This window comes from Pseudomonas chlororaphis subsp. piscium, from assembly GCF_003850345.1.
Taxonomy (GTDB): domain Bacteria; phylum Pseudomonadota; class Gammaproteobacteria; order Pseudomonadales; family Pseudomonadaceae; genus Aquipseudomonas; species Aquipseudomonas piscium.
Window position 1 is genome coordinate 6,531,186 of record NZ_CP027707.1, and the last position, 23,000, is coordinate 6,554,185.

Annotated in this window: 22 protein-coding genes and 1 riboswitch; of the genes, 10 read left to right on the top strand and 12 right to left on the bottom strand. The window is 60.6% G+C overall.

The features are described 5' to 3' along the window. Positions 1 to 290: 290 nt before the first annotated feature. From C4K38_RS29740 to tkt, 8 genes are all read right to left on the bottom strand, one after another. Complete coding sequence (locus C4K38_RS29740) at positions 291 to 2,297, bottom strand: acyltransferase family protein (RefSeq protein WP_053281231.1); 2,007 nt, start codon at positions 2,295 to 2,297, stop codon at positions 291 to 293. Positions 2,298 to 2,482: 185 nt separating this feature from the next. Beyond that, entirely contained in the window at positions 2,483 to 2,722 is a 240-nt protein-coding gene (locus C4K38_RS29745; protein ID WP_197678041.1) for a hypothetical protein, read from the bottom strand. Positions 2,723 to 2,825: 103 nt separating this feature from the next. After that, positions 2,826 to 3,890 (bottom strand): class II fructose-bisphosphate aldolase, encoded by a 1,065-nt coding sequence (fba, locus tag C4K38_RS29750; RefSeq protein WP_003229012.1) that lies wholly within the window; start codon positions 3,888 to 3,890, stop codon positions 2,826 to 2,828. Between the two features lie 253 nt (positions 3,891 to 4,143). After that, the gene (locus tag C4K38_RS29755) at positions 4,144 to 4,473 is read right to left on the bottom strand and encodes an MliC family protein (RefSeq protein ID WP_007922315.1); all 330 of its coding nucleotides are present in this window, start codon (positions 4,471 to 4,473) and stop codon (positions 4,144 to 4,146) included. A gap of 60 nt (positions 4,474 to 4,533) precedes the next feature. Continuing rightward, entirely contained in the window at positions 4,534 to 4,752 is a 219-nt protein-coding gene (locus C4K38_RS29760) for a hypothetical protein (protein ID WP_053281232.1), read from the bottom strand. Between the two features lie 31 nt (positions 4,753 to 4,783). Continuing rightward, positions 4,784 to 5,947 carry a phosphoglycerate kinase gene (locus tag C4K38_RS29765; protein WP_053281233.1) on the bottom strand — a complete coding sequence of 388 codons (1,164 nt, stop codon included), beginning with the start codon at positions 5,945 to 5,947 and terminating at the stop codon, positions 4,784 to 4,786. 42 nt (positions 5,948 to 5,989) lie between these two features. Next, entirely contained in the window at positions 5,990 to 7,045 is a 1,056-nt protein-coding gene (epd, locus tag C4K38_RS29770) for an erythrose-4-phosphate dehydrogenase (RefSeq protein ID WP_053281234.1), read from the bottom strand. A gap of 146 nt (positions 7,046 to 7,191) precedes the next feature. Further along, positions 7,192 to 9,189, bottom strand: coding sequence for a transketolase (tkt, locus tag C4K38_RS29775; protein WP_053281235.1), 1,998 nt, complete (start codon positions 9,187 to 9,189; stop codon positions 7,192 to 7,194). A 274-nt stretch (positions 9,190 to 9,463) separates the two neighbouring features. Between tkt and C4K38_RS29780 the strand changes: the two genes are divergently transcribed. From C4K38_RS29780 to C4K38_RS29790, 3 genes are all read left to right on the top strand, one after another. After that, positions 9,464 to 10,459 (top strand): ArsR/SmtB family transcription factor, encoded by a 996-nt coding sequence (locus tag C4K38_RS29780; protein WP_053281236.1) that lies wholly within the window; start codon positions 9,464 to 9,466, stop codon positions 10,457 to 10,459. A 19-nt stretch (positions 10,460 to 10,478) separates the two neighbouring features. Continuing rightward, positions 10,479 to 11,669, top strand: a complete 1,191-nt coding sequence (gene metK / locus C4K38_RS29785; RefSeq protein ID WP_009051273.1) for a methionine adenosyltransferase — start codon at positions 10,479 to 10,481, stop codon at positions 11,667 to 11,669. A gap of 392 nt (positions 11,670 to 12,061) precedes the next feature. After that, positions 12,062 to 12,457: a DUF1090 domain-containing protein gene (locus C4K38_RS29790; RefSeq protein ID WP_053281237.1), complete on the top strand. Its 396-nt coding sequence runs from the start codon at positions 12,062 to 12,064 to the stop codon at positions 12,455 to 12,457. Positions 12,458 to 12,509: 52 nt separating this feature from the next. Here the strand turns inward: C4K38_RS29790 and C4K38_RS29795 are convergent, their stop codons facing one another. Further along, positions 12,510 to 12,959 carry a c-type cytochrome gene (locus C4K38_RS29795; RefSeq protein ID WP_053281238.1) on the bottom strand — a complete coding sequence of 150 codons (450 nt, stop codon included), beginning with the start codon at positions 12,957 to 12,959 and terminating at the stop codon, positions 12,510 to 12,512. A 128-nt stretch (positions 12,960 to 13,087) separates the two neighbouring features. Here C4K38_RS29795 and mltA point away from each other — a divergent pair, with 128 nt between their 5' ends. Then, positions 13,088 to 14,263, top strand: a complete 1,176-nt coding sequence (mltA, locus tag C4K38_RS29800; RefSeq protein ID WP_025807231.1) for a murein transglycosylase A — start codon at positions 13,088 to 13,090, stop codon at positions 14,261 to 14,263. 52 nt (positions 14,264 to 14,315) lie between these two features. Here mltA and C4K38_RS29805 read toward each other — a convergent pair whose 3' ends face one another. After that, entirely contained in the window at positions 14,316 to 14,702 is a 387-nt protein-coding gene (locus C4K38_RS29805) for an MAPEG family protein (protein ID WP_025807229.1), read from the bottom strand. 36 nt (positions 14,703 to 14,738) lie between these two features. Next, entirely contained in the window at positions 14,739 to 15,572 is an 834-nt protein-coding gene (locus C4K38_RS29810; protein ID WP_053281239.1) for an EamA family transporter, read from the bottom strand. Positions 15,573 to 15,781: 209 nt separating this feature from the next. Here C4K38_RS29810 and C4K38_RS29815 point away from each other — a divergent pair, with 209 nt between their 5' ends. Together C4K38_RS29815 and C4K38_RS29820 are read left to right on the top strand one after the other, a co-directional pair. Next, positions 15,782 to 16,951 carry an MFS transporter gene (locus C4K38_RS29815; protein WP_053281240.1) on the top strand — a complete coding sequence of 390 codons (1,170 nt, stop codon included), beginning with the start codon at positions 15,782 to 15,784 and terminating at the stop codon, positions 16,949 to 16,951. A gap of 166 nt (positions 16,952 to 17,117) precedes the next feature. Next, entirely contained in the window at positions 17,118 to 18,377 is a 1,260-nt protein-coding gene (locus tag C4K38_RS29820) for a cation:proton antiporter (protein ID WP_053281241.1), read from the top strand. 67 nt (positions 18,378 to 18,444) lie between these two features. On the opposite strand, the gene C4K38_RS29825 is transcribed toward C4K38_RS29820, so the two are convergent. Then, on the bottom strand, positions 18,445 to 18,849 hold the full coding sequence (locus C4K38_RS29825; protein ID WP_053281242.1) for an acyl-CoA thioesterase: 405 nt from the start codon (positions 18,847 to 18,849) through the stop codon (positions 18,445 to 18,447). Between the two features lie 349 nt (positions 18,850 to 19,198). On the opposite strand from C4K38_RS29825, the gene C4K38_RS29830 reads away from it, so the two are divergent. From C4K38_RS29830 to metF, 4 genes are all read left to right on the top strand, one after another. After that, positions 19,199 to 19,705 carry an inclusion body family protein gene (locus C4K38_RS29830; RefSeq protein ID WP_053281243.1) on the top strand — a complete coding sequence of 169 codons (507 nt, stop codon included), beginning with the start codon at positions 19,199 to 19,201 and terminating at the stop codon, positions 19,703 to 19,705. A gap of 78 nt (positions 19,706 to 19,783) precedes the next feature. Continuing rightward, complete coding sequence (locus tag C4K38_RS29835) at positions 19,784 to 20,293, top strand: hypothetical protein (RefSeq protein WP_053281244.1); 510 nt, start codon at positions 19,784 to 19,786, stop codon at positions 20,291 to 20,293. Positions 20,294 to 20,392: 99 nt separating this feature from the next. Continuing rightward, a riboswitch (S-adenosyl-L-homocysteine riboswitch) is annotated at positions 20,393 to 20,499 on the top strand. A 22-nt stretch (positions 20,500 to 20,521) separates the two neighbouring features. Further along, a complete protein-coding gene (ahcY, locus tag C4K38_RS29840) occupies positions 20,522 to 21,931 on the top strand; it encodes an adenosylhomocysteinase (protein WP_053281245.1) in 1,410 nt (469 codons plus the stop codon). 189 nt (positions 21,932 to 22,120) lie between these two features. Then, on the top strand, positions 22,121 to 22,966 hold the full coding sequence (gene metF / locus C4K38_RS29845; RefSeq protein ID WP_025807224.1) for a methylenetetrahydrofolate reductase [NAD(P)H]: 846 nt from the start codon (positions 22,121 to 22,123) through the stop codon (positions 22,964 to 22,966). Positions 22,967 to 23,000: the final 34 nt, after the last annotated feature.

Below are 23,000 nucleotides of genomic sequence, written 5' to 3' on the forward strand. Positions count from 1 at the left end.
CGAGCACGCGATGCGATGGAAGCGCAGATGAATGGGTAAGCTATTTCGAAAACAGAACACTAGTGGCCTGTATGGTCAGTTCTTTTATCTAAAAGCCCCGCAAACACGGCGCGGAACATTTTAAATAGATAAACAAACTAACCGCCCAGCCCACTCGTCACTGATTATGCTTTTTCATACCCTCTTCGCACGCTAAGTCATGTCGAGTGGTGTGCCCGGGCCACTGGCAGTCACCGAATGAATTGCTTGCCGCACGGCGATGGCAAAATTCGATATCAGTTGACCTCGAGTCATTGAGACAATTTTGCCTGGGAAGAACGTGGATAGTCCTTGAACACGTCTCGAAACAGCGGCGAAACGATTCTGGCTCCTCGCTCACTAAGATGATTATCATCGTAGTAAATGGGCCATTCATCCTTTGAACCGTAACACCTTCCATCGTGGCAGAGATACGGCAGGGGATCCAGAATAGTGATTCCACACTTTTGTCTTGCCGCGTCCTGAGCCTCCCAGGCAAACGCATTCCGCGTTTGGTACTCCTCCATGCTGATAGAGGTACCGCTATTCTTCCCGAGCAAAAAACCCCGTGCTGTGGCCGCCGGTACAGAGGACTTCATTTCCGGAATTGGACGAACCATGAACACCGGGTGATATTTTGCGATTTCACAAGCTGCATTAATCAGGCCTTCTCGCATCTCGTGCAAAAACTCAGGCGTTCGTTCCGTATATTGTTTATCGAAATACACCGTTGGTTTCTGACCTTCTGAAAATCCATGTATATATGCAGACGTTTCATTCATGATAACCACGGGGACATTGGAAGGCAGGCTTTTCTGTTTTTCCAGTGCCCAACTGATAAACTCACCGCAAGAGGTATTGAGCTGCTTCACGCCCATGAAGGTTGGGCAGGCACTGAATGTCCAGTGCAGCACGTTCAGCTTCTTATCAGGCAGCGCATTTTCGACTGCCGTCATGATGGACGCCGCATGACTGTCGCCGATGACTACCACGCCAAGTTGATCACCTCCGTAGGTACACTCCGGTGTTTTCGATGTTCCCCCCACATGGCACAGCGTTCTGCGTGGATGAAAATTTTGAGCCTCGCTCAAAATCTGCACGTATTTTTCCGGTAGTCGGTTAGGGAATCCGCTATTCATCGCGATGACTTTGCCGATAATGGGTGCCGCAAGCACTCCTGAGAGCAATATCGAGGCGGAGAATATACGGCTTCTGTTATCGAGCACCTTCTGGGACTTCTGCTCGATGAATCGATATGAAAAATGACCCAGAATGATCGTTATACCTAGTCCGATGAAAGCAGCTTGAAGGTTCAGATACTCCAGAAAGTACAGCCCCACAACCACGGGCCAGTGCCATAGGTAAAGTGAATAAGAGCGGGTTCCCAACCATTGCATAACAAAGTTATTGGTAAACAATGAGTCATTACGGGCGGCGACTAATACCAGAGCCGTACCCAATACAGGCACTAGAGCATGACCGCCCGGCCAGATGGTGTTCTTGTCGAATACAAGGATGCTGAAAATAATAAAAGTCAAACCAATGACTTCAACTACGCGACGTTTTACCGAAGAGAAATTGACATGTGCTCCGAGCAAAAATGTCAAACTACCCGCAAGCATTTCCCAGATCCGCATCGGAAGATAATAAAAAGCTTTGCTAGGGTCCACACTCACGTAATGTATCGAAGCGCCCAAAGAAATAAGGAAGACGAGCACGATCATGATTGTGATGAGGGATCTGCCAGCCTTTATTTTCCAGGCTGCAAGCAGTGCCAATGGAATAGTTAAATAGAATTGCCACTCCACCGCCAGAGACCAGGTGTGCAGCAACCACTTTTCGTGAGACGCGGAATCAAAATACCCAGCTTCATGTTGAAATTGGATATTTGAAAAAAACAGAACCGCACTTATGGCGTGTTCACCGAGAATGCCATATTCCAGTGGGGCGAGGCAAAACCAGCCTGCCACCAGTAATGTTGCGCATAGTATCAATAACGTTGGGAGGATTCGCTTCGCCCTTGCCAGGTAGAAACTCCATAACAACGAACTGTAGTTTTTACTTTTTTTCTTCTCGAGGTCTTCGATGATTATTTTTGTCATCAGCCAGCCTGAAATGACGAAAAATATATCTACTCCGATAAAGCCGCCAGTGATCCCCGGAATATTGAAGTGATAAAGCATCACTGCCACGACAGCCCAGGCTCTCAGCCCATTGATGTCGCGTCTGAACTTTTCATTATTTGCGGTTGGTGAAGTAGGGTTCACAATGTGTTGCACTCTCTGGAATCCTGCACGAGCGTAGGTGTTTTATTGTCGTTGGTTGGCCGCCGGCGATTCTAAATTAGTCGTCAGGCTTTGTCTGTTTATGTGTAACTGATCCATAAACCCCACCTATCCAGACAGACGGCGCCTGAGATGGGAGGAATCAAATCATGCTGGCGCGGAGGCCATTCGCGGCACAGCTACTTTATTTTTTGTGGTTTTCTATCCACCACCGTCCCCGCTTGTACGTTTTTGATCGGTGAAAGCAAGTGCGGCCAAATATTCCAGCGTTGGCTGGTGTCGGTTACCACTGTGACGGTCTTGCAGTTGAACTTCATGACGCTACCGGACAGGCGTTCACCACGGGGTGAGTCGAAGCCTACCCATGCTCCTGGATGGAACTGCATCATCGATTTATGAGCACCCAACGACTCCAGCATCTATAGCCATCGCGAGCAAGCTCGCTCCTACAGGGGACCGCGCGTTTGGCACAAGCACAAAAAAGCCCGCATCGCTGCGGGCTTTTTCGTTCAACGCTAAGGCTTAGTTGACCTTGGCGTTCAGCTCACCCTTGAGGTAACGCTGGAACATCGCTTCCAGGGAGATCGGCTTGATCTTCGAAGCGTTGCCGGCGGTGCCGAAGGCTTCGTAACGGGCGATGCACACGTCGCGCATGGCGGTTACGGTGGCGCCGAAGAACTTGCGCGGGTCGAACTCGCTCGGGTTGGTGGCCATCAGGCGACGCATCGCACCGGTGGACGCCAGGCGCAGGTCGGTGTCGATGTTGACCTTGCGCACGCCGTACTTGATACCTTCGACGATTTCTTCAACCGGTACGCCGTAGGTTTCTTTGATGTCGCCGCCATACTGGTTGATGATCGCCAGCCACTCTTGTGGAACCGAAGACGAACCGTGCATCACCAGGTGGGTGTTGGGGATGCGCTTGTGGATCTCTTTGATGCGGTCGATGGCCAGCACGTCGCCGGTAGGCGGCTTGGTGAACTTGTAGGCACCGTGGCTGGTACCGATGGCGATGGCCAGGGCGTCGACCTGGGTCTTCTTGACGAAGTCCGCGGCTTCTTCCGGGTCGGTCAGCATCTGGCTGTGATCCAGCACGCCTTCGGCGCCGATACCGTCTTCTTCACCGGCCATACCGGTTTCCAGGGAACCCAGGCAGCCCAGCTCGCCTTCTACCGAAACGCCGCAGGCGTGAGCCATGGCCACGGTCTGCTGGGTCACGCGCACGTTGTACTCGTAGTCGGTCGGGGTCTTGCCGTCTTCGCCGAGGGAGCCGTCCATCATGACCGAGGAGAAGCCCAGCTGGATCGAGCGCTGGCAGACGTCAGGGCTGGTGCCGTGGTCCTGGTGCATGCACACCGGGATGTGCGGGAATTCTTCGATCGCCGCCAGGATCAGGTGGCGCAGGAAAGGCGCGCCGGCGTATTTGCGGGCACCGGCCGAAGCCTGGACGATCACCGGAGAGTCAGTCTTGTCAGCTGCTTCCATGATGGCGCGCATCTGTTCAAGGTTGTTGACGTTGAAGGCTGGAACGCCGTAGCCGAATTCGGCTGCGTGGTCCAACATCTGGCGCATGCTGATGAGTGCCATTGTGTGTATCTCTCCCGGTCGAGGGTCGTTAATCGTGCAAGCCTGCCGTAGCGGCGACTGCTATTCAAGTGATTGCAGATCGGGGGTCAGCCCGGCCTGCGGATTCGTTACTGCATCAAATCTTGCGAGCCCTGCATCCCTGTAGAAGCGAGGCTTGCCCGCGATAGCGATCGGCCTGGCGACATCCATGCTGAATGTCAGGACCTCATCGCGAGCAAGCTTCGCTCCTACAGGCTCAGCATCGGCTCCCGGCCTACGGCGCTTTACAGCCGCGGCCGATCAAATCGTTGGTGGCGACCCAGTAAACCAGGCCTTCGTCACCTTTTTCGTGAAACGCCAGCATGTCGTTGCTGTACAGCGAACCGGAACCGCTCGGCTCCAGCTTCAGGCGATAGACCTGATCGGCCCCGCCCAGCCGCACATCGACTTCCTTGCGGCTGCTGTCGGTGTAGCGCCAGACCACTTGCGCCTGGCTGTCGCACACCCAGGTCGTCCAGTTGTCCGTCTCGGCCGGCTTGAACAGGTCGAAGTTGGCGCAACCTGCCAGCAATCCCAGCGCAGCCACGGCGATAAAGCCTTTCATCGGTGTTCCTCGGCTGACGGCCCACGGCCGCCAGCACAGCGCGTTATCGAATCAGACCCGTCAAGGGCAACCATGTTCCTTGGCCTTGGCTGGAGTCTCGTACTTGTCCAGACCATCGGGCCCCATGCGCTTGTTGATCACAGGCGCGGTCTCGGCTTGCCAGTCGGCCTGATAGCAGCCTTTTTCCGGCTCTCCCGAATCGGGCTCCGACTGGGCAGGCTGGCTACCGCAACCGGCCAGCAATCCCGCGACGATCAACAGCGGTAACGTCTTGACCATATGAACACTCCCTTGCCTGGCCATTGGGGCTTCAGGCTTTGGCCCGGCTTTCCAGGACTTCGACCGCCGGCAGCACCTTGCCCTCGACGAACTCGAGGAAAGCGCCACCGCCGGTAGAAATGTAGGAGATTTGCTCGGCTACGCCATATTTATCGATGGCCGCCAGGGTGTCGCCACCGCCGGCGATGGAGAACGCCGCGCTTTGCGCGATGGCCTGGGCCAGCACCTTGGTGCCGTTACCGAACTGGTCGAACTCGAACACGCCGACCGGCCCGTTCCACAGGATGGTCTTGGACGACTTCAGCAGTTCAGCGAAGTTCGCCGCGGTTTGTGGGCCGATATCCAGGATCATGTCGTCGGCAGCCACGTCGGCAATCAGCTTGACGGTGGCGATCGCGCTTTCGGCGAACTCCTTGGCCACCACTACGTCGACCGGCAGCGGCACGCTGACCTTGGCGGCAATGGCGCGAGCGGTATCCAGCAGGTCCGGCTCGTATAGCGACTTGCCGACCGGGTGACCGGCAGCGGCGAGGAAGGTGTTGGCGATGCCGCCGCCAACGATCAGCTGGTCGCAGATCTGGCTCAGGCTGTTGAGCACGTCGAGCTTGGTCGACACCTTGGAGCCGGCGACGATGGCGGCCATCGGCTTGGCCGGGGCGCCCAGGGCCTTGCCCAGCGCTTCCAGCTCGGCGGCCAGCAGCGGGCCGGCAGCGGCGACCTTGGCGAACTTGGCCACGCCGTGGGTCGAACCTTCAGCGCGGTGCGCGGTGCCGAAGGCGTCCATCACGAACACGTCGCACAGGGCGGCGTATTGCTGGGCCAGTTCGTCGGCGTTCTTTTTCTCGCCCTTGTTGAAGCGCACGTTCTCGAACAGCACGATGTCGCCGGCCTTGACCTCGACGCCGCCCAGGTAGTCGGCCACCAGCGGCACTTCGCGACCCAGGGCACGACTCAGGTAGTCGGCCACTGGCTTGAGGCTGTTCTCGGCGGAGAATTCGCCTTCGGTCGGACGACCGAGGTGCGAGCAGACCATCACGGCCGCGCCTTTTTCCAGGGCCAGCTTGATGGTCGGCAGCGAAGCCAGGATACGCGCATCGCTGGTGACAACACCGTCCTTGACTGGGACGTTGAGGTCTTCGCGGATCAGTACGCGCTTACCTTGCAGATCGAGGTCGGACATCTTCAACACGGTCATGGGTCGCAATTCCTGGGTTACTGTTTTTTTGGAAACGGGAAGTTAAGAGACAGCTTTGGGTGCAGCTGTTTGCAGATAGTGTCCTGCAACATCCAGCATTCGGTTGGCAAAACCCCATTCGTTGTCGAACCAGGCCAGGATGTTCACCAGCCGCGGGCCGGAGACACGGGTCTGGCTGGCATCGACGATCGCCGAATGCGGATCATGGTTGAAATCACAACTGGCGTGCGGCAACTCGGTGTAGGCCAACAGGCCCTTGAGCGGGCCGCTGGTGGCGGCCTCGCGCAGGATCCGGTTGACTTCGCCGGTGTCGGTATCGCTCACGGTCTGCATCGTGATGTCGAGGCAGGACACGTTGACGGTCGGCACGCGCACAGCTTTGGCCTGAATTCGCCCGGCAAGTTCCGGCAACAGCCGTTCGATGCCACGCGCCAGACCGGTGGACACCGGGATCACCGATTGGAACGCCGAACGGGTGCGGCGCAGGTCCTCGTGGTGATAGGCGTCGATCACCGGCTGGTCGTTCATCGCCGAGTGAATGGTGGTGATCGACACGTATTCCAGACCGATGGCCTGGTCCAGCAGGCGCAACAGCGGCACGCCGCAGTTGGTGGTGCAGGATGCGTTGGACACCAGCAGCTCGGCGCCAGTCAGACAGTCCTGGTTGACGCCGTAGACGATGGTGGCGTCGACATCCGCCTCGCTGGCCATCGGCTGGGAAAACAGCACCCGCGGCGCACCAGCGTCGAGAAAACGCTGGCCGTCTTCACGGGTGTGATAGGCACCGGAACATTCGAGCACCAGATCGACGCCCAGGGACGCCCAATCGATGCCTTCGGGGGTGGCACTGCGCAGGACCTTCACGCAGTTGCCATTGATATGCAGACAGTCGCCGTCGACCTTCACCTCGCCGGGAAACCGGCCGTGGGTGGAGTCGAAGCGTGTCAGGTATTCCACGCTGGCCATGTCGGCCAGGTCGTTGATCGCGACAATCTCGAACCCGGCCGCAGCCCCCCGTTCGAACAGGGCACGCAAGACACAACGACCGATCCGGCCGTAGCCGTTGAGTGCAACTTTGTAGGGACGCGGTTGAGGCATGGGGTTCTCGATTACCGGGGTGAATCCATCACTGTCGTGTTGCCTGTTCAATTGTCATCGCGGGCAAGCCTCGCGCCTACGGATCTCGATGATCTGTAGGAACGAGGCTTGCCCGCGAAGAACAGCAGACAACGCGACTGGCGGACTTAGTCTTCCAGCAGCTCTTCAGCCTGACCCAGGATGTTCTCCAGGGTGAAACCGAACTCTTCGAACAAGGCCGGCGCAGGCGCCGACTCGCCGTAGGTGGTCATGCCGATGACGCGACCTTCCAGGCCGACGTACTTGTACCAGTAGTCCGCGTGAGCGGCCTCGATGGCAATACGGGCGCTGACCTGCAGCGGCAGGACCGACTGCTTGTAACCGGCGTCCTGAGCATCGAACACGCTGGTGCATGGCATAGACACCACGCGCACCTTGCGGCCCTGCTCGGTCAGTTTGTCGAAAGCCTGCACCGCCAGGCCGACTTCGGAACCGGTGGCGATCAGGATCAGCTCAGGCTCGCCTGCGCAGTCCTTGAGCACGTAGCCGCCGCGGCTGATTTCGGCGATCTGCACGGCATTGCGGGTCTGATGCTGCAGGTTCTGGCGGGAGAAGATCAGCGCCGAAGGACCGTCCTTGCGCTCGATCGCGTTTTTCCAGGCCACCGCCGATTCCACGGCATCGGCTGGACGCCAGGTGTCGAGGTTCGGGGTGCAGCGCAGGCTGGCGATCTGCTCGATCGGCTGGTGCGTCGGACCGTCTTCGCCCAGACCGATGGAGTCGTGGGTGTAGACGTGGATCACGCGCTGCTTCATCAGGGCCGACATGCGTACTGCGTTGCGCGCGTATTCCATGAACATCAGGAAGGTCGCGCCGTAAGGCACCAGGCCGCCGTGCAGGGCCACGCCGTTCATGATGGCGGTCATGCCGAACTCGCGAACGCCGTAGTACATGTAGTTGCCGCTAGCGTCTTCGGCGCTGACGCCCTTGCAGCCTTTCCACAGGGTCAGGTTGGAACCGGCCAGGTCGGCCGAGCCGCCGAGGAATTCCGGCAACAGCGGGCCGAACGCGTTCAGGGCGTTCTGGCTGGCTTTACGGCTGGCGATGGTTTCGCCCTTGGCCGCGACTTCGGCGATGTAGGCATCGGCCTTCTCGGAGAAATCGGCCGGCAGGTCACCGCTCAGGCGACGCACCAGTTCGTTGGCCAGCTCAGGGAATTCGGCGGAATAGGCGGAGAAACGCTGGTCCCACTCGGCTTCGACGGCGCGACCGGTTTCCTTGGCATCCCACTCGGCGTAGATGTCGGCCGGGATTTCGAACGGACCGTGGTTCCACTTCAGCGCGGCGCGGGTCAGGGCGATTTCCTCGGCGCCCAGTGGCGCGCCGTGGCAGTCTTCCTTGCCTTGCTTGTTCGGCGAACCGAAGCCGATGGTGGTCTTGCAGCAGATCAGGGTCGGCTGCTCGCTTTTGCGCGCGGTGTCGATCGCGGTCTTGATCTCTTCAGGGTCGTGACCGTCGACGTTGCGGATCACCTGCCAGTTGTAGGCTTCGAAACGCTTTGGCGTGTCGTCGGTGAACCAGCCTTCGACTTCGCCGTCGATGGAGATGCCGTTGTCATCGTAGAAGGCGATCAGCTTGCCCAGGCCCAGGGTGCCGGCCAGGGAAGCGACTTCATGGGAAACGCCTTCCATCATGCAGCCATCACCCAGGAACACGTAGGTGTGGTGGTCAACAACGTTGTGGCCGGGACGGTTGAACTGCGCCGCCAGGACCTTTTCCGCCAGGGCGAAGCCCACGGCGTTGGCCAGGCCTTGGCCCAGCGGGCCGGTGGTGGTCTCGACGCCCGGGGTGTAGCCGAATTCCGGGTGACCCGGAGTGCGGCTGTGCAGTTGGCGGAAGCTCTTCAGGTCGTCGATGGTGACGTCGTAGCCAGTCAGGTGCAGCAGCGAGTAGATCAACATCGAGCCGTGGCCGTTGGACAGCACGAAGCGGTCACGGTCGGCGAAGGATGGATTGCTCGGGTTGTGCTTCAGGTAGTCACGCCAAAGTACTTCGGCGATATCCGCCATACCCATAGGGGCACCGGGATGGCCGCTGTTGGCTTTTTGCACGGCATCCATGCTGAGGGCACGAATGGCGTTGGCACGCTCACGACGGCTTGGCATCGCTGATCTCCTGAGGGTTATCTAAGTCGAGTTGAATAAAACGAATCGGAAAAAGGCGTGCATTTTCCCTCAGCCGGTAGGCCGGGGGCAATGACAGATAGTCACTCTAGAGCGTTTTTCCGGTCGATAAAGGGGCAATCGCCTGATGAAACCATTCCGCAGCTCGTCTGTAGAACACAACGACCTGCGTTTAAGTGCCATCTATCGAGCAATATCAAAACTTTTTGATATTGGTCTTGCGAGGTTGGGGGGGCATCACTAGACTGCTGGCCTTATGAATTTACGCGCGCCCTCCATTAGCCATGATGACTGCGATGAGCTGGCGGCCCTGTGCAAGGCCGGCGGCGATCCGCTGCGGCTGAATGTATTGCGCGCGCTGGCCAACGACTCGTTCGGCGTACTGGAACTGGCGCAGATTTTTGCTATCGGCCAGTCCGGCATGAGCCACCACCTGAAGGTCCTGGCCCAGGCCAACCTGGTGGCGACCCGCCGCGAAGGCAACGCGATCTTCTACCGGCGCGCCCTGCCCCACACCGAACTGCTGGGCGGCAGGCTGCACGCCGCCCTGCTGGATGAAGTGGACAACCTGACGCTGCCCGGCGAAGTGCAGTCGCGTATCGGCCTGGTGCACCGCCAGCGGGCGGCCGCCAGCCAGGACTTTTTCTCAAGGGTCGCGGAGAAGTTTCGCGCCCAGCAGGACCTGATCGCAGGACTGCCCCAGTACCGCGAAAGCGTGCTGGCACTGCTCGACAAACTGAACTTCACGGACACCGCCACGGCGATCGAAGTCGGCCCCGGGGATGGCAGCTTCCTGCCGGAACTGGCCCACCGCTTCACCCAGGTGACCGCGTTGGACAACAGCCCGGCCATGCTCGAACTGGCACGCCAGGTCTGTGAACGCGAAACGCTGGCTAACGTCAGCCTGCAACTGGCCGATGCATTGAATGGCGCGAGCCTGACGGCCGATTGCGTGGTGCTGAACATGGTCCTGCACCATTTCGCCGCGCCGGCCGATGCGCTGAAGCGCCTGGCCGGCTTGCTGCAACCGGGCGGCAGCCTGTTAGTGACAGAGTTGTGCAGCCACAACCAGAGTTGGGCCAGGGAGGCCTGCGGTGATCTCTGGCTGGGGTTTGACCAGGACGATCTGGCCCGCTGGGCCACCGCTGCGGGACTGGTTCCCGGAGAAAGTCTGTATGTAGGTTTACGTAATGGTTTCCAGATCCAGGTCCGCCACTTTCAGCGACCGGCTGGCAACACTCACCATCGGTAAATTTTAGGAAACCGTCGAGATGAGCGAATACTCCCTTTTCACCTCCGAGTCCGTGTCTGAAGGGCATCCGGACAAAATCGCCGACCAGATTTCCGATGCGGTGCTGGACGCCATCATTGCCCAGGACAAGCACGCCCGCGTAGCGGTGGAAACCCTGGTCAAGACCGGCGTGGCCATCGTCGCCGGCGAAGTCACCACCTCGGCCTGGGTTGACCTGGAGCAGATCGTTCGTGACGTGATCACCGACATCGGCTACACCAGCTCCGACGTCGGTTTCGACGGCGCGACCTGTGGCGTGATGAACATCATCGGCAAGCAGTCCCCCGACATCAACCAGGGTGTCGACCGTGCCAAGCCTGAAGACCAGGGCGCCGGCGACCAGGGCCTGATGTTCGGCTACGCCAGCAACGAAACCGACGTGCTGATGCCGGCCCCGATCACCTTCTCGCACCAACTGGTGCAGCGCCAGGCCGAAGCCCGCAAGTCCGGCCTGCTGCCTTGGCTGCGTCCGGATGCCAAATCCCAGGTCACCTGCCGCTACGAAGGCGGCAAGGTGGTCGGCATCGACGCCGTGGTCCTGTCGACCCAGCACAACCCTGACGTGTCGTACAAAGACCTGCGCGAAGGCGTGATGGAACTGATCGTCAAGCACGTGCTGCCGGCCGAACTGCTGTCCAAGGACACCCAGTTCCACATCAACCCGACTGGCCAGTTCATCATCGGCGGCCCGGTCGGCGACTGTGGCCTGACCGGTCGCAAGATCATCGTCGACAGCTACGGCGGCATGGCCCGTCACGGCGGCGGCGCGTTCTCCGGCAAGGACCCATCGAAGGTCGACCGTTCGGCCGCCTACGCCGGTCGTTACGTGGCCAAGAACATCGTTGCCGCCGGCCTGGCCGAGCGCTGCGAGATCCAGGTGTCCTACGCCATCGGCGTGGCGCAACCGACGTCGATCTCGCTGAACACCTTCGGCACCGGCAAGATCAGCGATGACAAGATCATCAAGCTGGTCCGCGAAATCTTCGACCTGCGCCCTTACGCGATCACCACCATGCTCGACCTGCTGCACCCGATGTATCGCGAAACCGCGGCCTACGGCCACTTCGGCCGTACCCCGCAAACCAAGACCGTGGGTGATGACACCTTCACCACCTTCACTTGGGAAAAGACCGATCGCGCCGAAGCCCTGCGCGCCGCTGCCAGCCTGTAATCACGGCAGCCCCAAGCAGCCCCGCAAGGTTCGCCCTTGCGGGGCTTTTTTGTGGCCGCGATTCAGGCCAGTGGCGCAGGGTTTTCGACAAACCTTGCTGGCGAAAGAACCACTCATCACGCCTCCCCCAAGCTGCAGAAACGGCCGGACACACTACGAATCAACAGCGAGGTGGATTGGTTACCCCTTCCTCCCCACAGAGCTTGCTACCATTACCCGCTTCGGACGAGCCTTTGTTCCCGTGATCCGCAGGTCCCGACCTGAATAAAAAATTGTGTGCCGACGGAATGCAGCCCCCCTTTGCATCCGGCGGTGTTGAACCCCGGGGACGCAGATGGCTCAAACAGCCCATCGCCCCACTCCTGCTATTCATCTTTTCATATGGAGCCTTTATGAAATTTCTTGCACCACTCACCCTCTTCGCCGCATTCGCCCTGACAGCCCCAGCCCTGATGGCCGCCGAGCAGACCCCGGAACTCACCGGCTGCGCCGCCAAGCGCCAAGCCATCAGCACCCAGATCGAACAGGCCAAGGCCCACGGCAACAGCGAGCAACAGGCCGGCCTGGAAAAAGCCTTGAGCGAAGCCACCGCGAACTGCACCGACGCCTCGCTGAAAAAGGAACGCGAAAACAAGGTGCTGGAAGCCAAGCACGAAGTCAGCCGGCGTCAGACCGACCTGGACAAGGCCATGAAAAAAGGCGACGCCGAGAAGATCAACAAGCGCAAGGACAAGCTGGCCGAGTCCCGCAAGGAATTGCAGGAAGCCCTCGACGAACTGGACAAATAAGTTCGAGCCGCCGCGGCAGATGTGCCTGCCGCAGCCACCTCAGGCGACGGGATCAGTGATCGCGAAACTCTTTATGGCAGGCACTGCAGGCATCTTCGACTTTCTGCACCGCCGGCCCCAGGTTGCTGGCCTTGTACGGCTGGACCTGGCTGGCGACTACCAATTCACCGGTGGCCGCCTCGAGGGTACGGGCCAGTTCCTGGAAACGCGCCTGCTTCTGCCAGACATCGTCAGTCGCGCTGCTGTGCTCCTGCTCCTTGACCTGCGGGAAGTGCTTCCAGGGTTCGTGAGACAGGTTGTCCAGCTTGATCGCACCTTCGGTAAAACGCGGGCCGTCGAAGGGGATACGCCCACGGAGCATGCCGCCCAGGTCTTCACCGGTCTTGAGCATCTGTTTGAAGATCGCCTTGCGCTGACCCAGCGGGGAGTTCGGATCGACACCGCCGCAGGCGGACAACGTCAGGCAGGCCAGCAATACAACAGAGAGTCTTTTAAGAGTCATGGTGGCTTCGGGTCACGGGAAACGGCCGCCAGTATCCTCGCCTGCCCGGCAAAGACCAATAGCCCTATTAACAATATGGATTGCCTGAAGTCGCCATGCGCCCAGGCAAGCCACAAAGGAAGTACCCAATGAACACCCGTTTCAAGCTGTGGCGTCGACACCTGGCCTGGGCCTTGCCGACCGCGATCCTGCTGGCCGGATGCAATGGCGGCGAAGTCGGCAAGCCACCCCAGCCCCACGCCATCGCCACCTATACCAGCGCCAGCTGGGAAGCCTTGCCCACTGTGTCCGACGACGACCTGCTGGCCGGCTTCGGCTCCTGGCGCAGCGCCTGCACCCGGCTGAAGGCCGACCCGGTGTGGGGCCCGACCTGCGCGACCGCGGCCAATGTGCCGCTCACTGCCCTGGATGTCCGCAGCTTTCTCAAGGAACGCCTGGACGTCTACGGCCTGCGCTCGGCCAGCGGCAGCAGCAACGGCCTGATCACCGGCTACTACGAACCTGTCTATCCGGGCAGCCTGACCCAGACCAAGACAGCGTCGGTGCCGGTCTACGGCGTGCCGGAAGACATGATCATCGTCGCTCTCGACAGCATTTATCCCGAACTCAAGGGCAAGCGCCTGCGTGGCCGCCTCGAAGGCCGGGTGCTGAAACCCTATGACGATGCCGCGACCATCGAGACCAAGGGGGTCAAGGCGCCGGTGATCGCCTGGCTGACCGACCCGATGAACCTGCAGTTCCTGCAGATCCAGGGCTCGGGCCGCATCCAGCTGGAAGACGGGCGCCAGTTGCGCATCGGTTATGCCGATCAGAACGGTCACCCCTACCGCCCCATCGGCCGCTGGCTGGTGGATCAGGGCGAGTTGAAGAAAGAAGACGTGACCATGGGCACCATCGCAGCCTGGGCCAAGGCCAACCCCAATCGCATCCCGGAACTGCTGGGCAGCAACCCCAGCTACGTGTTCTTCAACCGCAACCCGGACAGCAACGAAGGCCCGCGCGGCTCGCTGAACGTACCGCTGACGTCCGGCTACAGCGTGGCGGTGGACCGCAAGGTGATTCCGCTGGGCAGCCTGCTGTGGCTCTCCACCACCCGGCCCGATGGCAGCAGCCTGATCCGCCCGGTGGCGGCGCAGGACACCGGTGGCGCGATCGCCGGCGAAGTTCGCGCCGACCTGTTCTGGGGCACCGGCGACGCGGCCGGGCAACTGGCGGGGGACATGAAACAGCAGGGCCAGATCTGGATGCTCTGGCCCAAGGGCGCCACGCTGCCGAAAGTGCCTGAAGTCACCGACAGCAAATGACCCCGTGACTGCTGCCGCTTCGGCGAGAGGCGGCAGCCGCTACCAAAGCCGCTCAGATCGAGACGAAAAAGAAGCTGGCAATCAGCGCCATGCCGACGAACCACACCAGCGAACGCAGGACCGCCCAGTCCGCCAGGTAGCAGATGATGTACAGCAGGCGGCTGGTGATGAACAGCACCGCCAGCACATCGATGGTCACCAGTTCGGCGACGTTGGCGACATGGGCAATGATCACCCCCGCCGCAAAGGCCGGGGTCACTTCAAAACTGTTGAGCTGTGCCGCTTGCGCCCGCCGGGGGAACCCCTCGAGGGTCTCGAGATAGGCCCGCGGGTCATGGTTCTGCCGCAGGCCAAAGTTGCCCCCGCTGAACTTGGCGATACTGTTACACAGATACGGCAGGAAGATGGCGATCAATACACACCAGAAAGCGACGGTCATGGCAGAGTCCTTTTTAAAGTCATGAGGGGAGCGGGGTCAGAACTTCATCACCAGCATGCCGATCAGCACCAGCCCACAAGCTAAGAGCCGAGGTCGGCCGAAAGGTTCTTTCAGGTACCGCATGCCGAACAACACCACCAGGATCACGCTGATTTCCCGCAGCGCCGCCGCCTCGGCGATCGATCCCAGCTGCATGGCCCACAGCACCAGAGCGTAGCTGAACAATACGCAGAACCCGACACTCAACCCCAACTGCCATTGCTCGCGCCAGAACAGGGTGAAGGCCGCACGCTTGCGCAGCAGCGCCAGCAGCGGGAAGGGCCAGGCGCTGAACAGCGTCACCCACACCAGGTAATCCAGCGGATGGGACCAGCGGCGCAACGCCTGGCCGTCGATAAAGGTGTAGCAGCCGATGCACAGGCCGATCAGCGCCACCACCGGCAACATCGACCACGGCAGGCGGTCGCCGCCACCGCCCTGCCACAGCAGGCACAACATGCCGAAAGGGATCAACAGGATGCCGAGGATCTGCTGGGGGCTGAGCACCTCGCCCGCGAAGATCAGGGTCAAGGCCAGCACCACCAGGGGCGAAAGGCCGCGCATCAGCGGATAGACCAGGCCCAGGTCGCCGACCCGATAGGCCTGGATCAGCAAATAGCGGTAGAGCAATTCGAAAACCGCCGACGCCAGGATCCACGGCCAGATATCCAGCGGCGGCCACTCGACGAACCCCAGCATCAGCGCCACGAACAGCAAGGCGACGCTGTCCATGCAGGCCACCACCAATAACCGCTCGCCGCTGAACTTGATCAGCGTATTCCACGCCGCATGCAACAGCGCCGCCACCAGAACCAGAGTTGTCGCCAGCACCTCACACTCCCTGTTTGCTACAAGAGAATCGATTCACCTAGGCACAACGGCTGTCTATACTGACGCCGACCACGCCGCACTCAGTTGCGCATATCTATTCCAATAATTCCTGCTGCTGCCCGATCCGCCGGACCCGATCCGATGGAGGAGCAAAGCCGGCATGCGTATGCCTGATCAGGGCGTCAAGACTACAGACAGAGAATCCTCGCATGCCACTCGCCTTGCTCGCACTGGCTGTTGCCGCCTTCGGCATCGGCACCACTGAATTCGTCATCATGGGCCTGCTGCCCGATGTCGCCCGCGACCTGTCCGTCAGCATTCCCCATGCGGGCCTGCTGATTACCGGCTACGCCCTGGGCGTGGTGTTCGGCGCGCCGATCCTCGCCGTCGGCACCGCCAACATGCCACGCAAGGCCACGTTGCTGGGCATGACCCTGATGTTCATCCTCGGCAACGTGCTCTGCGCGCTGGCGCCGAACTACGCCACGCTGATGGCCGCGCGGGTGATCACCGCGCTGTGCCACGGCGCGTTTTTCGGCATCGGCTCGGTAGTCGCCGCCAGCCTGGTGGCGCCGAACAAACGCGCCCAGGCGATCGCCATGATGTTCACCGGCCTGACCCTGGCCAATGTACTCGGCGTGCCGCTGGGCACGGCGCTGGGGCAATACGCCGGCTGGCGCTCGACCTTCTGGGCGGTGTCGGTGATCGGGGTGATCGCCGCCATTGCCCAGTGGCTCTGGCTGCCCCGGCACATCGCCATGGACAAGGCCAATCTGGCCAGCGAGTTCAAGGTCCTGGGCAAGACCAACGTGCTGCTGGCCCTGGGCATGAGCGTGCTGGCCTCCACCAGCCTGTTCAGCGTCTTCACCTATATCGCGCCGATCCTGCAGGACGTCACCGGCGTCAGCCCCCATGGCGTGACCATCATGTTGCTGCTGTTCGGCGTCGGCCTGACGGCCGGCAGCATGCTCGGCGGACGCCTGGCCGACAGCCGCCTGCTGCCGTCGCTGGTGGCCATGGCGCTGGCCGTGGTGCTGGTGCTGGCCGCGTTCAGCCAGACCAGCCACCTGCTGATTCCGGCGGCGATCACCTTGCTGTTGTGGGGGATTTTCGCCTTCGCCCTGTGCCCGATCCTGCAACTGCTGATCATCGACCAGGCGCACGAGGCCCCCAACCTGGGCTCGACCCTGAACCAGAGCGCCTTCAACCTGGGCAACGCCGCCGGCGCCTGGATCGGCGGCCTGGTGGTCGCCAGCGGCGCCGACCTGGCCGACCTGCCGTGGACCGGTGCACTGGTCGGCGGGCTGACAGTGCTGACCGCGCTGTTGTTCATTTACCTGCAACGTCGCCAGCCTGCTGTGGTCAACGTATCAGGCTAAGACTCGACCGGGCCGGTGCTCCAGAACCGCGCACTGGCTGCCCGGTTCACCGACAGAAGAATCTGAACTTTCCTTGTCGGTGTGCCCCGGGCCGCCAGCGGCCCATCAAACCCTTGCCCGATGGCTTTCGGGCTTTCTTTTCACGTTTCTATCCAAGGGACTCCGGATGCTTGAACTCGTTGCCGCCTTCATCTGCCTGACCACCCTGCTCACCTACGTCAACTTCCGCTTCATCGGCCTGCCGCCGACCATCGGCGTGATGGTCACCGCCCTGCTGTTTTCCCTGCTGCTGCAAGGCTTGAGCTTCCTCGGCTATCCCGGCCTGGAAGAGCACGTGCAACAGCTGATCGGCCAGATCGACTTCGGCGACCTGCTGATGAACTGGATGCTGTCGTTCCTGCTGTTCGCCGGCGCCTTGCACGTCAACCTCAACGACCTGCGCAGCTACCGCTGGCCCATCGGCCTGCTGGCCACGGTCGGCGTGCTGATCGCCACGTTCGTCATCGGCAGCCTGGCCTACTGGATCTTCGGTCTGTTCGGCTGGCACGTGAGCTTCCTCTATTGCCTGCTGTTCGGCGCCCTGATCTCGCCGACCGACCCGATTGCGGTGCTCGGTGTGCTGCGTACCGCCAACGCTTCCAAGCCGCTGAAAACCACTATCGTCGGCGAGTCGCTGTTCAACGACGGCACCGCGGTGGTGGTGTTCACCGTGCTGCTGGGTATCGCCCAGCTCGGCGAAACCCCGACCATCGGCGCCACCGCCCTGCTGTTTGCCCATGAGGCCATTGGCGGCGTGGTGTTCGGCGGGCTGATCGGCTACCTGGTGTACCTGATGATCAAGAGCATCGAGCAGCACCAGATCGAAGTGATGCTGACCCTGGCCCTGGTGATCGGCGGATCGGCGATGGCCAGCGAACTGCACGTCTCGGCACCGATCGCGATGGTGGTGGCGGGCCTGATCATCGGCAACCTGGGGCGCAACCTGGCGATGAACGACATGACCCGGCGTTACCTGGACGGTTTCTGGGAACTGCTCGACGACATGCTCAACGCTCTGCTGTTCGCCCTGATCGGCATGGAGCTGTTGCTGCTGCCATTCAACTGGCTGCACTTGCTGGCCGCGAGCCTGCTGGCGGTGGCGATCGTGCTGTCGCGCCTGCTCACCGTGGCCCCGGCCATCGTCCTGCTACGCCGCTGGCGCAGCGTGCCGCGCGGCACTATCCGGGTGCTGACCTGGGGCGGCCTGCGCGGCGGGGTTTCGGTGGCGCTGGCCCTGGCCTTGCCATTGGGCCCGGAGCGCGACCTGGTACTGAGCATCACCTACATCGTGGTGCTGTCGTCGATCCTCCTGCAGGGCCTGACCATCGGCAAGCTGGTGCGCCATGTCACCAAGGACGAGCCGGCGGTCACCCAGGACGCTCACTGATACGTCTCGACACCCCGTACTTGTAGGAGCGAGTTTGCTCACTCCTACAAAGGGGATGACACGAGACTCAGGCGACGGGCTCGTCGTCCTTGAACTGGTCTTTCACGTATCTGATCTCGGTACGACCGTGGGGAGCCGGCAAGCCGTCCTCGCCCAGGTTGACGAAGACCATCTTCTCGACGGTGAGGATGCTTTTGCGGGTGATCTTGTTGCGCACTTCACAGGTCAGGGTGATCGAGGTGCGGCCGAATTCGGTAGCGGTAATGCCCAGTTCGATGATGTCGCCCTGGCGCGAAGCGCTGACGAAGTTGATTTCGGAAATGTACTTGGTGACCACTCGCTGGTTGCCCAGCTGGACGATGGCGTAGATCGCCGCTTCTTCGTCGATCCAGCGCAACAGGCTACCGCCGAACAGCGTGCCGTTGGGGTTGAGGTCTTCGGGTTTTACCCATTTGCGGGTGTGGAAATTCATCTGTACTCCTGACCTGCGTGGCCTCTGAAAGTCGAGTACCGAAGGACGGCATGGCCCTCCGCCCCTGGTCCTACATGGTAGTCCCATTCGGGCGACAACAGCCATGGCAACCCCATTCGACCATTGGTCAGTAGCTACGACGAATTCTCTCATCGCCCTTTGACACCTACCTTGGCAGAGCTAGCCTGAAGGGGTGACCTGCTGGTCACTCCAGGTAGTCGGACGACCGGAACTTGGCAAACAGCGTGGCAGTATTCGGTATCGCAGGAAGCGAAGCTCCGGAGCAGTGCCAGTGAAGAGCAACAGCAGCTCACCATTGACCTACTCGAACAGTGAAAGGAATCCACCCATGTCTAGAGTCATCGACGTCAGTATCAACTTCGACACCGAAACCATCCTCAAGAAATTCCCCAATCCGAGCAAGGACCCGAACAAGCCGACGTTCATTCCGCCGGAACATATCTACATGGTCACCTACCAGGACCAAGTCATCGCTGGCCAGGCCGGCGGCGAGTTACACCTCAAGGGCCGCGTGGGCGACGTTGTCCGTTGGCGTGAAACGAGCATTTCGTTCGGTTTCGAGCAGTCGGTGATCCTTTATGGGTTCGTTTCCACCGACCCGAATCACCAACTGCTGGAAGACCCTCGCGCGCTGAAGGCCAAAGTGCAATCGGCCGTGCCTAACGCCAACAACAAGACTGTGCCAACGTGCCAGATCAACGACAACTACTACTGGCGAGGCGATCTGCTCGCGCAAGGCCAGGTCACTTACCACTTCAAGTTCATGATCGTCGACCGTGATTGCAAGTGCTGCGGCTATTTCGAATGGGATCCGTTCATCACCATCACCAACTGATCCTGGGCAAGCGCCGCCGGCCAGCTGGTGGCGCACATCAGAGTCCGCCCCAATTGGTGCTCATGGAAGGAGCTCATCATGACCACGGAGAAACCCGAACACGTTTTGCTGATCGTCGATGCCAAGGGTCTGCTTGCCGGGCTCGACCCGCTGCCCACTGACCCCGACTCGCCCGCCGATCTCGATCCCCGCCACCTCTGCATCCTGCATACCCACCCGGAAACGGATACCCCGCTGCTTGCGGAGTCGCCGCGACTGACCGTCGAGGTCGGGAAAACGCTGCTGCTGCGCATAGTCCCGGTGGCGCTGCTCGGCGAGGAAATACTCTTTAGCCACAGCCCTGCCAGCACGCCCCCACTGGCTATCGAGCTGATCGAACAGCGCAACCTGCGCCAGGCACTTCCCGAAGCGTCCGCCCCTCTGCAACCGTCGAGTTGCGAGGTCAACGATTACCACTGGCAGTTGCGCAGTGACCAGCCTGGCGAATTCAAACTCACCTGGCAGGTCGCGGTCCTGGCCCAGGACTGCGGGCCACTGGCCCACCTGAGCCTGCACCTGGAGTTGGTGGTAACGGAGCCGACCGACTGAGACCTTGATTTGTCTTTATCGCTTGGGAAGCTCGGAAAGCCCGGCTATAATCGCCCGGCATTATTCGACGGTGGCTGCATCGGCCACCGTTCCCGCCACCTGTCCGAGGGGCGCTGCAGCAGGCTAGACCTGTCAGGCTCGGATGGGGCGTTGTCTGGCCGTGATGGTTCGGTCAGTCACTAAACGCACAACGGCGCCCATTCGCATACTTACGAATGGAGGCTCTTCATGAGCGCTGTAATCACGCCTGCAGATTTTACCGACTACAAAGTCGCCGACATGTCCCTGGCCGCCTGGGGCCGTCGTGAAACCATCATCGCCGAGTCGGAAATGCCGGCCCTGATGGGTCTGCGTCGCAAGTACGCCGCTGAACAACCGCTAAAGGGCGCGAAGATTCTCGGCTGCATCCACATGACCATTCAGACTGCCGTGCTGATCGAAACCCTGGTTACCCTGGGTGCCGAAGTACGCTGGTCGTCCTGCAACATCTTCTCGACCCAGGACCAGGCCGCTGCCTCCATCGCCGCCGCCGGTATCCCGGTATTCGCCTGGAAAGGCGAGACCGAGCAAGAATACGAGTGGTGCCTTGAGCAGACCATCCTCAAGGATGGCAAGCCATGGGATGCCAACATGATCCTCGACGACGGCGGCGACCTGACCGAGCTGCTGCACAAGAAGTACCCGCAGGTGCTTGATCGCGTCCACGGCGTGACCGAAGAAACCACCACTGGCGTGCACCGCCTGCTGGACATGCTGGCCAAGGGCGAGCTGAAGATCCCGGCCATCAACGTCAACGACTCGGTGACCAAGAGCAAGAACGACAACAAGTACGGCTGCCGTCACAGCCTGAACGATGCGATCAAGCGCGGTACCGACCACCTGCTGTCCGGCAAGCAAGCGCTGGTCATCGGTTACGGTGACGTGGGCAAGGGCTCGGCCCAGTCCCTGCGTCAGGAAGGCATGATCGTCAAGGTTTCCGAAGTCGACCCGATCTGCGCCATGCAGGCCTGCATGGACGGTTTCGAACTGGTTTCGCCGTTCATCGACGGGATCAACACCGGCACCGAAGCGAGCATCGACAAGGCCCTGCTGGGCAAGATCGACCTGATCGTGACCACCACCGGTAACGTCAATGTTTGCGACGCAAACATGCTCAAAGCCCTGAAGAAGCGTGCCGTTGTCTGCAACATCGGTCACTTCGACAACGAAATCGACACCGCTTTCATGCGCAAGAACTGGGCATGGGAAGAAGTGAAGCCACAGGTGCACAAGGTTCACCGTACCGGTCCAGGCGCTTTCGACGCCCAGAACGACGACTACCTGATCCTGCTGGCCGAAGGCCGCCTGGTGAACCTGGGCAACGCCACCGGTCACCCAAGCCGCATCATGGACGGTTCGTTCGCCAACCAGGTTCTGGCGCAGATCTTCCTGTTCGGCCAGAAGTACGCCGACCTGTCGCCAGCCCAGAAAGCCGAGCGTCTGACCGTTGAAGTACTGCCGAAGAAACTCGACGAAGAAGTGGCCCTGGAAATGGTCCGCGGCTTCGGTGGCGTGGTCACTCAACTGACCAAGCAACAGGCTGACTACATCGGCGTCACCGTCGAAGGCCCGTTCAAGCCACACGCTTACCGCTACTAAGAGCAGTTGCAAGCCTTGAGCTTCAAGCAGCAAGCAAAGGCCACAAGCCGTGCTTGCCGCTCGAAGCTTTCGGCTTCGTCCCTATTTGCTTAAACAGTTTCAAGCAGCCCGTTCCAGGCACAAGAGCTGAGCGCACCTCCGCTACTCTTGCAGCTTGTGGCTTGCGGCTTGTAGCTGGAGGTTTCCTCCATGTCCCAAGACCGTCGCTACAGCTTCGAGTTCTTCCCGACCAAGACCGATGCTGGGCATGAAAAACTGCTCGCCACTGCCCGCCAGCTGGCCAGCTACAACCCCGACTTCTTCTCCTGCACCTACGGTGCCGGTGGCTCGACCCGCGACCGCACGATGAACACCGTGCTGCAGCTCGAAAGCGAAGTGAAGGTCCCCGCCGCGCCGCACCTGTCCTGTGTGGGCGACAGCAAGGCCGACCTGCGTGGCCTGCTGACCCAGTACAAGGCTGCCGGTATCAACCGCATCGTCGCCCTGCGCGGCGACCTGCCTTCGGGCATGGGCATGGCCAGCGGTGAGCTGCGTCACGCCAACGACCTGGTGAGCTTCATTCGTGAAGAGACCGGCGATCACTTCCACATCGAAGTGGCGGCGTATCCGGAAATGCACCCACAGGCGCGCAATTTCGAAGACGACCTCAACAACTTCGTGCGCAAGGCCAACGCCGGCGCCAACAGTGCGATCACCCAGTATTTCTTCAACGCCGACAGTTATTTCTACTTCGTCGAACGCGTGCAACAAATGGGTGTGAACATCCCGATCGTGCCCGGCATCATGCCGATCACCAACTACAGCAAACTGGCGCGTTTCTCCGATGCCTGCGGTGCGGAAATCCCGCGCTGGATCCGCAAGCAACTGGAAGCCTACGGCGACGACAGCCAGAGCATTCAGGCGTTCGGTGAACAAGTCATCACCGAAATGTGTGAACGTTTGTTACAAGGCGGTGCGCCAGGATTGCACTTCTATACTCTGAACCAAGCCGAGCCAAGCCTGGCCGTCTGGAACAACCTGAAGCTGCCGCGTTAACCACCCGACAGCATCGGAAAAAGGCCTTGGCGAA